The following is a 12362-nucleotide window of genomic DNA, read 5'->3' as shown; positions in this document are numbered from 1 at the left end:
AGACAGAACAGAAAGCGATGGCGAATGAGCCCCTCCCCCTTGCCGAGCGTCTGCATCATCGGCGCCGGGCCTACCGGAATCACCACGGCCAAGCGAATGAAGGAATTCGGAATACCCTTCGACTGCTACGAAGCGTCCGACGAGGTCGGCGGAAACTGGTACTACAAGAACCCCAACGGAATGTCGGCCTGCTACCAGAGCCTGCATATCGACACGTCGAAGTGGCGCTTGGCATTCGAGGACTTCCCGGTCTCTGCCGACCTTCCCGATTTCCCCCACCATTCCGAACTCTTCCAGTACTTCAAGGACTACGTCGAGCATTTCGGCCTGCGTGAGTCGATCATCTTCAACACCAGTGTTGTTGCTGCAGAGCGTGATGCAAACGGACTGTGGACCGTCACGCGCTCGGACGGCGAAGTCCGTACCTACGACGTCCTGATGGTCTGCAATGGTCACCACTGGGATCCCAATATCCCGGATTACCCGGGTGAGTTCGACGGCGTCCTCATGCACAGCCACAGCTACAACGACCCGTTCGATCCGATCGACATGCGCGGCAAGAAAGTTGTCGTGGTCGGAATGGGGAACTCAGGCTTGGACATTGCTTCCGAACTGGGGCAGAGATACCTCGCCGACAAGCTCATCGTCTCGGCGCGCCGCGGCGTGTGGGTGTTGCCGAAATACCTGGGCGGCGTGCCGGGAGACAAACTGATCACCCCGCCCTGGATGCCTCGGGGGCTGCGCCTGTTCCTGAGTCGTCGATTCCTCGGCAAGAACCTGGGAACCATGGAGGGCTACGGACTACCCAAGCCAGACCACCGCCCCTTCGAGGCACATCCGTCAGCCAGTGGCGAGTTCTTGGGACGCGCCGGGTCCGGCGACATCACCTTCAAGCCGGCGATCACCAAACTCGACGGAAAGCAGGTTCATTTCGCTGACGGCACCGCCGAGGACGTCGACGTGGTCGTCTGCGCCACCGGCTACAACATCAGCTTCCCCTTCTTCGACGACCCGAACCTGCTGCCGGACAAAGACAACCGATTCCCGCTCTTCAAACGCATGATGAAGCCCGGAATCGACAACCTCTTCTTCATGGGACTCGCTCAGCCCATGCCGACGCTCGTAAACTTCGCCGAGCAGCAGAGCAAGCTCGTCGCGGCCTACCTCACCGGTAAATACCAACTGCCGTCCGCGAACGAGATGCAGGAGATCACCAAGGCCGACGAGGCATACTTCCTCGCCCCCTATTACAAGTCACCGCGCCACACCATTCAGCTCGAGTTCGACCCGTACGTCCGCAACATGAACAAGGAAATTGCCAAGGGCACCAAGCGTGCCGCGGCCTCGGGGAACAAACTACCTGTTGCGGCGCGTGCAGCAGCACACGAACTCGAGAAGGCGGATCGCGCATGAGCACGGTGAACGGTCACTGCAACAACGAGTTCGAAGCCGTCCGCACCGCCTTCGAGGCGCAACTCGAATCCGGTGAGGAGTTGGGTGGCTCCATCGCCATCACCGTCGACGGAGAAGCCGTAGTAGACATCTGGGGCGGATACGCCGACGAATCCCGTACCACTCCTTGGGGCCCGGACACCATCGTCAACACCTTCTCCATCACCAAGACCATGACGGCTCTGTGTGCGCTCCTGCTGGTCGAACGCGGCCAATTGGACGTGTACCAGAAGGTTGCTCACTACTGGCCCGACTTTGCGGTAAACGGCAAGGAAGACATCGAAGTTCGCCACCTTCTGTCGCATACGTCTGGCGTCTCCGGTTGGGAGCGCCCGATCGAGCTGAAGGACATCTACGACCTCGAGACGTCCACCGCTCGCCTCGCTACCCAGAAGCCTTGGTGGACCCCGGGTACGGCGTCGGGCTATCACGCGATCAACTACGGCCATCTCGTCAGTGAGGTCATTCGTCGCATCGACGGTCGGACCCTCGGCAGGTTCTTTGCCGAAGAGCTTGCCGGTCCACTGGGAGCCGACTTCCACATCGGCACGTCCGGAGAGCATTTCGGTCGAATAGCCACCATGGTTCCGCCGCCCGCGTTGGAGTTCGACCTGTCCACGCTCGACCAGGACAGCATCTTCATCAAGACCCTGACCTGCCCACTGCTCGACTACCCCGAGGTCAACACCGCGCCCTGGCGGGAGGCCGAGATCGGCGCAGTCAACGGCCACGGCAACGCACGTTCTATCGCTCGGATCCAATCCGTGATCTCGAACGGTGGTGTGCTCGACGGCCAGAAGCTGCTCTCGCAGAGCACCATCGACCTGATCTTCGAGATCCAAGCCGACGGTATCGACCTCGGGATCATGACTCCGCTCAAGTTCGGCATCGGATACGGACTGCCGCACCCGGATACCGCACCCCTGGTTCCCGACGGACGCGCCTGCTGGTGGGCCGGTATCGGCGGCTCGATGCTGGTCAACGATTTGGACCGTCGGATGACTTTCGCCTACGTCATGAACAAGATGGCACCCGGTCTGATCGGGTCCGACCGCAGCAACGCCTATCTGAGCGCTGCGTACAACTCCGAGATCAGCGAGGTCAGTTCATGAAGGCAGCTCAGCTCATGGGGCCTGGTCTCCTCGAGATCAACGACGTGCCGATCCCCGAGATCAGTCCATCGGAACTGCTGATTCGGGTGGGCGCAGCGGGAATCTGCCACTCCGATCTGCATCTCCTGCACTTTCCGTACAAGATGCGCGAAGAACCGCTGACCATCGGCCACGAAATTGCCGGAACGATCGAAGCCGTCGGGAGTGGCGTCGACGGCCGTTCCGTCGGAGAGCGTGGCGTCGTCTACCTGTGCTGGTCCTGTGGACAGTGCCGAGAATGCATGAGCGGCAACGAGAACATGTGCCTCGCCGCTGGACGCACCGCGATGCCGCCCTGCCCCGGGCTCGGTCCCGAAGGCGGAATGGCCGAGTACGTGAAGATCCCGGCTCGCTCATTCGTACCCATCGGAGACCTCGACTTCCTGCAGGCCGCACCGCTCGCCGATGCAGCACTGACGAGCTACCACGCCATTCGCGGCGCACGCGAACATCTCCAGCCCGGTGCCACCGCCGTCGTGATCGGCGTCGGCGGACTCGGTCACGTTGCAGTACAGATACTTCGCGCAATCAGTGCCGTGCGCATCATCGCCGTCGATGTCGGACAGGATCAACTCGATCTCGCCAAACGTTGCGGCGCCGACATCACGCTCGAATCGGGACCGGACACCGCGCAGCACATCCTCGACCTCACGTCGGCCAGAGGCGCAGAAGTCATCTTCGACTTCGTCGGTATCGACGCAACTGCACAGATGTCCGTTCAAGCGGTTGCGCCGAACGGCGCGTATCGCATGGTGGGTCTCGGAGGCGGAAACCCGGGAATCACAGCCGAAGCTGCCGGCGGACCGGGCTGGCCGTGGGGCGCATCGATCCGGAAGTCCTATGGCGGCACCAGAAACGACCTCGTCGATTCCATCGCCCTGGCACAGGCCGGTCTGGTAACGGTAGAAGTAGCCCGCTTCGACCTCGCTGATGCCCGCGACGCACTCGACCGTCTCGAACACGGCAAGGTCACCGGACGCGCAGTGCTCGTACCCTAATCTTCGAAAGGCACTTCACGTGACTACTTCCGCTGATACACAAGCATTCATCGCGTCCGTCATGGCTGGGCTGACCGGCCCTGGTGGTCCTTTCGAGATGCAAGTCGAGGATGTACTCGGCAGCTCGATGCCCGTCATGAAGAACCGTGACAAGGCACTCGGCGACGTGCTCGCTGCATCCTTCGATTACGGATCACGCGACTACCTGGTGACCAAGGACCGACGCTACAGCTACCTCGAGCACGGCGAGGCCGTAGCAGCATTGGCCACTGCGCTGCGCGAGCGTTACGGCGTTCGCAAGGGCGATCGGGTGGGCATCCTCGCCGCCAATACGCCGGAATGGGTGATGACCTTCTGGGCGGCTCAGTCGCTTGGCGCCATCGCCGTCGGGTTCAACTCGTGGTGGGTGGCCCGTGAAGTGCAGTACGGCATCGATCACACCACTCCCACCGTGGTGATCGCCGACGCCAAACGCGCACAAGTTCTTTCCGAAGTGAACACCGATGTTCCCGTGCTCACGATGGAAGAAGATCTACCGGCCTTGATGGAGAAGTATTCGGGTTCGGCACTGCCCCGCACGTCCGTCGACGAGGACGATCCGGCCGTCATTCTTTACACGAGCGGAACCAGCGGCCGCCCCAAGGGAGCTGTTCACACTCATCGAAACGTGTTGGCCGTCATCGACTACCACCGCTACAGCGATCGCCTCGCTGCGGCGTTCACCGGCCGACCCAGTGACGGCCGACCCAGTGACTTGCGGTATCTGCTGACCGCGCCGCTGTTTCACATTGCAAGCCTGCATAACCTGGCGATCCCACGACTCGCAACGGGCGGAGCGGTGGTCATCCACCAGGGCGCCTTCGACGTCGACGAAGTCCTTTCCCTTGTCGAACGCGAGAAGGTCACCAACTGGGCGGTGGTCCCCACCATGGCAACCCGTCTCCTCGAACATGGCAGTCTCGAGAAGTACGACCTGACCTCACTGAGCGCCTTTGCACTCGCGTCTGCGCCGTCATCTCCGGCCTTGCAGGACCGCCTGCGCGCACGACTGCCTTTTGCGCAGCACACCTTGGTCGACAGCTACGGGCTCACCGAATCCTCCACCGGCATTTCGGTTGCCACGCCACCAGAACTCGCCGCGTTCCCCGGAACTCTCGGACGACCCATCATCGGTGTGAGTGTGGAGGTCCGTGATCCATTCGGTGTTGCGGTTCCCGACGGCGAGGAGGGCGAAATCTGCGCTCGCAGTCCATATGTGATGTCGGGATACTGGAACGACGAGACTGCGACTGCTGCCGCCATCGGTCCCGACCGATGGCTCCGAACCGGCGACTTCGGAGTTCTCGAAGACGGCCGACTCCGCCTGACGGGCCGCCGGTCCGATCTGATCCTGCGCGGCGGCGAGAACGTCTACCCTCTCGAAATCGAGCAGTGCATCGACGAGCATCCCGCGGTACTCGAATGCGCTGTGATCGGCATTGATTCGGCAGACCTCGGTCAAGAAGTGGCGGCCGTTGTCGTTCTTCGCAGCGAGCGAGCGGCGACCGAAGAAGAACTACGCGACTATGTCGCCGAACGACTGGCCTACTTCAAGGTGCCGGTGAAGTGGAAACTGAGCACAACTCCTCTGCCTCGCAATGCAACCGGGAAGACGATACGCGCAAAGGTGGCTATCTCATGACCTACGACGCCGTGATCAACAACGGTCTGTGGTTCGACGGCACCGGGGCGAAACCAGCTGTCCGCAATCTGGGTATCAGCGGCGGGCTGGTCACTGCCATCTCCCTCGATCCACTCGACGAAACCGACTGTCCCCGTGTCATCGACGCGCGGCGCAAGTGGGTGATCCCGGGCATTGTGGACATCCACACTCACTACGACGTCGAGATCCTCGAAGGCCCGGCGCTGAGCGAATCTCTCAGACACGGGGTCACGTCGATCTTTGTCGGATCGTGTTCCCTGTCCACCATTCACGCCAGCCCGTCGGACGCCGGCGACCTTTTCGGCCGCGTCGAAGCTATCCCACGCAAGCACGTCGTCGAAGCACTCACGCGGGCCAAGACCTGGAACTCCGCGAGAGAGTATGTTGCTGCGCTCGAGGCGCTTCCGCTAGGTCCCAACATTGCAGCCTTCATCGGACACTCCGACATGCGAGCCGCCGAGATGGGACTGGATCGTGCTACCAGGAAGGACGTGCACCCCACCGACACCGAACTCGCGTCGATGGAAGCACAGTTGACCGAAGCTCTCGACGCAGGATTCGTCGGGATGTCCAGTCAGCAATTGTTGTTCGACAAACTCGACGGTGAGACCTGCCGCTCACGCACGCTGCCGTCGACGTATGCAACCACGAAAGAACGACGCCGACTCAATGCGATCCTGCGCCGCCGAGGACGGGTATTTCAGGCCGGACCTGACCTCTCCAACCCGATGAGTACCGGAGCGATGGCGTTCTCCAGCGCGGGTATCTGGCGTAAGCGACTCAAGACGAGCATGCTTTCGGCGGCCGACATCAAGTCCAACAAGTTGGCCGTGGTGATCCTCGGCCCACTGGCACACTTGGTCAATCGACTCGGCGGCGACCTGCGCTGGCAGCACCTGCCAGTTCCCTTCGAGGTATATGCCGACGGCATCGACCTGGTTGTCTTCGAGGAGTTCGGATCCGGCGCTGCAGCACTGCATCTGACCGACGAGATGGAACGCAACGTTCTGATGCAGAGCGAGAAGTACCGTCGGCAATTCCGCAAGGACTACGATCAAAAATTCGGCGTCAAAGTCTGGCACCGCGACTTCTTCGACGCCGAAATCGTCTCCTGCCCCGACGAATCCCTTGTCGGCAAGAGCTTCGGGCAGGTCGGCGTCGAACGAGGCGGCCTCCACCCTGTCGATGCATTCCTGGATCTGGTCCTCGAACACGGCACGAAAGTGCGTTGGCGCACAACCATCTCGAACCACCGACCGGAGATTCTGGACAAGTTCGCCCAGGACAACGGCGTCCAACTCGGGTTCTCCGACGCCGGAGCGCATTTGCGCAACATGGCGTTCTACAACTTCGGCTTACGACTGCTACGACGTGTCTACGATGCCCAAAAGGTCGGCCGTCCCTTCATGACCGTCGAGGCAGCGGTGCATCGCCTCACCGGCGAACTGGCCGAGTGGTACGACGTCGATGCCGGGCACCTTCGATTAGGTGACCGCGCCGACCTGGTTGTGATCGATCCCGCCCATCTCGACGATTCACTCGAGGCGTACGCCGAAAATCCGGTCGCGGAGTACGACAACCTCTCCCGCATGGTCAATCGCAACGATCAGACCGTCACCGCAGTGTTCGTCGGCGGCGAGTACGTCTTCGGCGACGGAGAAGCAGCACCCGTTCTCGGCAACCGCCGAACCGGAAAGTTCTTGAAAGCAGGTGCCCATTAACACGTCCAGATTTGCCGGCAAAACCGCGGTTGTCACCGGCGCAGCATCAGGTATCGGTGCAGCCATCGCACTACGACTTATCGGCGAAGGCGCACAGGTAGCCGGAATAGACATCGATGCAGAGGGTTTGAAGGAGATAGCCTCCCAGCACGGCGCGTCTTTCCTCGCCGTTCCCGCTGACGTCACCAAGGAATCCGATGTTGCCGAGGCTATTGCCGCTGCGGCTGCGGAATTCGGCGGTATCGATCTGGCTTTCAACGTTGCCGGGGCGTCGAGGGTGGGGCAGATCGTCGACCTCGACGAGGCCGACTGGGACTTCACCATCGACCTGGTGCAGAAGGGCGTCTTCCTCTGCACCAAACATGAAGCGCGGCATATCCGAGAGCATGGTCGCGGTGGTGCGATAGTCAACGTGTCCTCATTGAACGCGCACGTGCCGAGCCCCTACGGGAGCGCGTACGCGACAGGCAAAGCCGGGGTCGAGATGTTCAGCAAGAATGCCGCGATCGAACTCGCTGCGTCGGGGATCCGGGTCAATGCCGTTCTACCCGGCCTGGTCGACACGCCACTGGTCGCGCCGGTCATGAACTACGAACCCGCCCGCGACATGTTTCTCAGCCGAATCCCCATGTCCCGAGCGGCAACTCCCGACGAGATCGCGGGCCCCTGCCTCTATCTCGCCAGCGACGACGCCTCGTACATCACCGGAACCAGTCTGGTCGTCGACGGCGGCTGGGAGGTCTCGAACTACCCGGATCTGACGACGCTGGGCAACTAGGTTCAGTTGCCGGGCAACACACATTGAGTGTCGAGGCCGAGGACGTGGTTGAGCCGGCCGAAAGCCAACCACGATCCGAGGCACATGCTCAACTCGACGATTTCTCGCTGGGAGTAGTGAGCTGTCATGCGTTCCCAGAACTCGTCGTCGAGCCCGTGGTGGTCGAGGGCGTATCTCTCGGCGTATTCGGCAGCGAGGCGTGTCCTGTCGTCGAAGGCATCTGTGGTGCGCCAGTCGGTGACAGACTGATCGAACGTCGACTCCACAGTCTCGCCGTCACGCTCGGTGCGCCAGTCCTGACAGAAGATGCACCCGTTGATCTGAGCGATCCGAAGCCTGGCCGCCTCGAACTCACGGAGTCCGAGAGTGCCGTCCGTGTAGACCTTTTGGGAGAAACCGGCGGCCGCGGGCCCGATGCCGGGAACCATCTCGCCCCACACGTAGCCGATCGGGTTCTTACCTTCGGGTATGTCGATATTCATGTGAGTACCTCCGAGTTTCGGGCACCGAGCTTGCCGACGCCGGGTGTGAGCGGAACGTCCAGCGCGTCGTAGAGGCCGGGTTCAGCCTGACGTAGCCACGGAATTGCGTTGACGAGACGTCCTACGGCCGTGGCATTTCCACCGGCCGCGCGGTTTCCACCTTCATCGGTGGCTTCGACGTTGATCTCGATTCGTGGTCGTCCTTCGACGATCACCTTGTGCGCGCCGTCACCTCCGTCGGGCGGGAGCGGCCAGTCGCGGGCACAGGACGGATGAATACGCGTGACGTGTTCGATCACGATCAGGGGTTCCCCGCCGACGATTCCCTGAACCTCGAATCGCAGTGCGCCTTGGGTGCCAGCCGCGAACTCCCCCATATGTTCGGTCGACACGGTTTCCTCGAGCGGGCGGCGCAGCAAGGTCTCGCGGATCTCGTCGAGTTCCACCCCGAGCGCTCGGGCGATGAGCCGAATCTGCCCGCCCCAGACCATGGTGGGAACACTGGGCGCGACCATCGGAGGTTCGTAGTCCATCGGCTGACCCATCCCGATCAGGTAGCGGACAGAATCCGGCTGTTCGTAGGTCGTGTAGTCGAAGATTTCCTGACACCGGATCTGGTCGATTGTCCCCGCGAGCCCGCTGACGAGAATCGGCAGGACGTCGTTGCCCCAGCCTGGGTCGATACCGGAGACGAACAGAGCGCCGCCGCCCGCCTTGGCTGCAGCTTCGACGGGATCACGAAGTTCGGGAGGCGCAGATTTCGGGTCGTACAGCGCATACACCGACGGCGTGACCACTACAGCTCCGGCGGCCAGCGCCCGCGTGATGTCGGCAACCGCGTCATCGGGCCGAATGTCGCCGGACGCCGCGTAGACCACCGCGCCGGGAGACGCTGCGAGCACGGCATCGGCGTCGTCGGTAGCCGCGACACCCAGGTGCACTCCCAGATCCGCGAGGTCACCGGCGTCTCGCCCGACCTTTGCAGGGTTGGCAACGATGACGCCGACAAGTTCGAGGGCCGGATTGGCTGTCACAGCGCGAATCGATGCACGCCCGACGTTGCCGGTACCCCACACGACAGTCGGAATCTTGGACTCGGCTTCATTCGAAACTGCACCCATCAATCGGACATTACCCAGCTCAGCGCGTCAGGTCAGCAGAACTGCAAGAATTCGTTTCACTTCATCCGGTCAAAAATGCCATTGCCTGCGCAGTCAGTGCGCCGTCACCCCGCCTCCGGTACGTCTCGGCGGGCCGGCCGTTACCTGGTCTGCTCATCTCGCCGGTACTTTCGAGCGCGTCGAACACCTGCCGGCGGAAGCTGTCCTTCTGGAACGGACGATCGAAGATCACCTCGTACAGTCCCCGAAGTTCGGCGACGGTGAACGTCCCGCCCGACAATCCGTCCGGATCCACGTACGACGCATACCTCGTGCGTAGGTCCGTGACCGCGAGTCGCACCATGTCGGCGTGGTCGAACGCGAGTCCGCTCACTGCCTCGTCGTCGTACACATCGACGAGAAGCGCCGAATCGGGCAGTGCCGATTCCGGTAGGCCCGCCGTATGCGCGACCGACAAAACCCATCCACGGTCGTCGCGGTCCGATCGGTCGAAGATCGCCAACTGGTGAAAGCTCGTCTGGGCCAACTCTGCCTTGACCGACAGGGCGCGATCGGCTGCGGCCGTGAGCAATTCGCGTTCGTGCAGAAAAGTTCCCGGTAGCGCCAGCGCACCGAGACGGTGCCGAACCACCAGAACTTTCAGAGATCCACCGCTGTACGTCAGCACCGCGACGTCCACTGCCACAGACGGACGCGGATAGTCCGTCAATCCCTTGCCGCTCGTGTCTGTCCATTTATTCACCCTTGCATGTTATCTCAAATATGATCTATGGTTAGCGCAAAGTTGATCAAACGATCATCGCGAACCGAAGAGGTGGCTATGAAACTCACCGCACAGCAGTCCGATCGAGCGGCCGGCGTTCTGCTCGGCACCGCAGCAGGAGACGCACTCGGCGCCGGCTACGAATTCACCTACCCGAAGGCCGAGGTCACGATCGACATGATCGGTGGCGGCCCGTTCAACTGGGCGCCGGGAGAATGGACCGACGACACCTCGATGGCAGTTGCGATCGCCGAGGTGGCCGCTACCGGAATCGACATCGGAAGCTCTGGCGGTCTTGATGCCATTGCAGCACAGTTCATCCGGTGGTACGACTCGAAGCCCGCGGACATCGGCAACCAGACGCGAGCAGTGTTGTCTGCCCGCTCCGAAAGCGCAGCGGCGATGGCGGATCGTGCGCGGGCGATCAGCGGCCGCAAGGCCGGCAACGGCTCGCTCATGCGGACTGCTCCCGTCGCCCTCTCCTACTTGGACGATGCAGAAGGTGCCATGTCGGCCGCGCACCGGATCAGTTCACTCACGCACGACGACCCGCGTGCCGGACAGGCGTGTGAGTTGTGGACCCATGCCATCCGCCATGCCGTTGTCGCCGGCAACTTCGACGGCGTTCGAGGCTTCCTCTCCGTTGCCGATCAGGAGGTAGCCGAATACTGGGGCCCGCTGCTCGATCAGGCCGAAACCGGGAACCCGCAGGACTTCTCCAAGAACGGTTGGGTGGTGCATGCACTTCAGACTGCTTGGTGGGCCATCACTTCGACGGACAATGCCGACGCTCGCCACCTCCAGTACGCATTGGAAGCAGCCGTACGAGCCGGCGGGGACACCGACACGACTGCGGCCATCGCGGGTGGCCTCCTCGGCGCCCGTTGGGGAGCGTCGGCGGTTCCCGCCCGCTGGCGCCGAATCATGCACGGCTGGCCGGGATACCGTTCCTCCGATCTGGTTCGCCTGGCGATCAAGACTGCTCGCGGCGGTACCGACGACAAGAACGGATGGCCGTCGACCGCAGAACTCGATTACTCGAAATTCCGCGGAACCCACCACCTGACCACACATCCGCATGACGACGGCGTCACGCTCGGCGGCGTCGATGCGGTGTCCACTGCGGACTACGACGCCGTGGTCAGCCTGTGCCGCATGGGAACACGACAGGTCGCCCCTGATCACGTCGAGTTCTGGTTGGTCGATGACGGTCACGATTCCAACGCCAACCTCGAGTTCGTTCTCGACGACGCAGCGCGTACCGTCCAGGCGTTGCGGGCCGAGGGAAAGCGCGTACTCCTTCATTGCGTTCAGGCGCACAGTCGCACACCGTCGGTTGCGGCGCGATACTCGATGTTGATCGGACGTGATCCCTACGACGTACGCTCGGCTATGCCGTGGGCTCGCCCGAAGCGTGAACTCTGGAACACAGCAGTCGGACACACAGCCGTCGGACACACAGCCGTCGGGTACCCAGGAGGATCCATGCCCGCTATTACAGTCGTCGAAGGTGACATCACGACGCTGACCGTCGACGCCATCGTCAACGCGGCCAACTCCAGGCTCCTCGGCGGTGGCGGTGTCGACGGCGCGATCCACCGAGCCGGAGGACCGGAGATCCTGAAGGCCTGCGAGGTATTGCGCAACACCAGCCTTCCCGACGGCCTCCCGGTGGGTGCGGCCGTGGCCACCACCGCGGGAAAGCTCCACGCCAAGGCCGTGATTCACACCGTCGGCCCGAGGTATTCGCGCTCCGAGGACCGATCCGGATTGCTTCGGTCGGCGTACACCCGCAGTCTCGCCGTTGCCGACTCGATCGGCGCACGAACCGTCGCCTTTCCGTTGATGTCGGCAGGGGTCTACGGCTGGCCGAAGGAAGATGCGGTCCGACAGGCCGTTTCAGCGATTCGCGCGGCGAAGACCGAGGTCGAGACGGTCACACTGGTCGCATTCAACAAGGAGACGGCAGAACTGATGCGCCGCGCGATCGCCTGACCGTTTACCGGGCCCACTTCACGCCACGTCAAAGCAGTGCAGAGCGGTCAGTGAAGTGGAGAAATTTCGCCGGTTGGACGTTTGTCCAACAATTTGTCCGAATCGCATATCTCGCGGCTCGCTCTGTGTTCTACTCCTCTCCAGGGTTTGAGCTGGTGGTGAGCAAACGACGAAGACGTATTCGCTTCTCTGTCAGCTC

Annotated in this window: 10 protein-coding genes; 7 read left to right on the top strand and 3 right to left on the bottom strand. The window is 62.2% G+C overall.

Annotated features, from left to right (window positions below; all coding sequences use genetic code 11):
- The first annotated feature begins 24 nt into the window (after positions 1 to 24).
- Genes H351_RS04855 through H351_RS04830 form a run of 6 tightly spaced genes read left to right on the top strand, consistent with a single transcriptional unit; the run spans position 25 to position 7802 of the window.
- Complete coding sequence (locus H351_RS04855) at positions 25 to 1413, top strand: flavin-containing monooxygenase (protein ID WP_020971222.1); 1389 nt, start codon at positions 25 to 27, stop codon at positions 1411 to 1413.
- Positions 1410 to 2564, top strand: coding sequence for an EstA family serine hydrolase (locus H351_RS04850; RefSeq protein ID WP_029256586.1), 1155 nt, complete (start codon positions 1410 to 1412; stop codon positions 2562 to 2564). Before H351_RS04855 ends, H351_RS04850 begins: the two co-directional genes overlap by 4 nt.
- Positions 2561 to 3601, top strand: coding sequence for an NAD(P)-dependent alcohol dehydrogenase (locus H351_RS04845; protein ID WP_020909584.1), 1041 nt, complete (start codon positions 2561 to 2563; stop codon positions 3599 to 3601). The genes H351_RS04850 and H351_RS04845 overlap by 4 nt, the downstream gene beginning before the upstream one ends.
- 19 nt (positions 3602 to 3620) lie before the next feature.
- Positions 3621 to 5282, top strand: coding sequence for a steroid-24-oyl-CoA synthetase (casG, locus tag H351_RS04840; protein WP_029256587.1), 1662 nt, complete (start codon positions 3621 to 3623; stop codon positions 5280 to 5282).
- Positions 5279 to 7024 carry an N-acyl-D-amino-acid deacylase family protein gene (locus tag H351_RS04835; protein ID WP_029256588.1) on the top strand — a complete coding sequence of 582 codons (1746 nt, stop codon included), beginning with the start codon at positions 5279 to 5281 and terminating at the stop codon, positions 7022 to 7024. Before casG ends, H351_RS04835 begins: the two co-directional genes overlap by 4 nt.
- Positions 7014 to 7802, top strand: a complete 789-nt coding sequence (locus tag H351_RS04830; RefSeq protein WP_029256589.1) for an SDR family NAD(P)-dependent oxidoreductase — start codon at positions 7014 to 7016, stop codon at positions 7800 to 7802. Before H351_RS04835 ends, H351_RS04830 begins: the two co-directional genes overlap by 11 nt.
- A 2-nt stretch (positions 7803 to 7804) precedes the next feature.
- Here H351_RS04830 and H351_RS04825 read toward each other — a convergent pair whose 3' ends face one another.
- The 3 genes from H351_RS04825 to H351_RS04815 all read right to left on the bottom strand — a co-directional run bounded on the left by H351_RS04825 (position 7805) and on the right by H351_RS04815 (position 10147).
- Positions 7805 to 8284 (bottom strand): carboxymuconolactone decarboxylase family protein, encoded by a 480-nt coding sequence (locus H351_RS04825; RefSeq protein ID WP_003943220.1) that lies wholly within the window; start codon positions 8282 to 8284, stop codon positions 7805 to 7807.
- Positions 8281 to 9405: an NAD(P)H-dependent amine dehydrogenase family protein gene (locus H351_RS04820; RefSeq protein WP_029256590.1), complete on the bottom strand. Its 1125-nt coding sequence runs from the start codon at positions 9403 to 9405 to the stop codon at positions 8281 to 8283. Before H351_RS04820 ends, H351_RS04825 begins: the two co-directional genes overlap by 4 nt.
- A gap of 61 nt (positions 9406 to 9466) precedes the next feature.
- Positions 9467 to 10147 (bottom strand): NUDIX hydrolase, encoded by a 681-nt coding sequence (locus H351_RS04815; RefSeq protein WP_021333334.1) that lies wholly within the window; start codon positions 10145 to 10147, stop codon positions 9467 to 9469.
- A gap of 78 nt (positions 10148 to 10225) precedes the next feature.
- Here H351_RS04815 and H351_RS04810 point away from each other — a divergent pair, with 78 nt between their 5' ends.
- Positions 10226 to 12163: an O-acetyl-ADP-ribose deacetylase gene (locus H351_RS04810; protein WP_029256591.1), complete on the top strand. Its 1938-nt coding sequence runs from the start codon at positions 10226 to 10228 to the stop codon at positions 12161 to 12163.
- Positions 12164 to 12362 lie beyond the last annotated feature (199 nt).

The organism is Rhodococcus erythropolis R138, from assembly GCF_000696675.2.
Taxonomy (GTDB): Bacteria; Actinomycetota; Actinomycetes; order Mycobacteriales; family Mycobacteriaceae; genus Rhodococcus_F; species Rhodococcus_F erythropolis.
The sequence above is the reverse complement of the archived record's forward strand: the minus strand, read 5'-3'. Positions and strand labels throughout refer to the sequence as shown.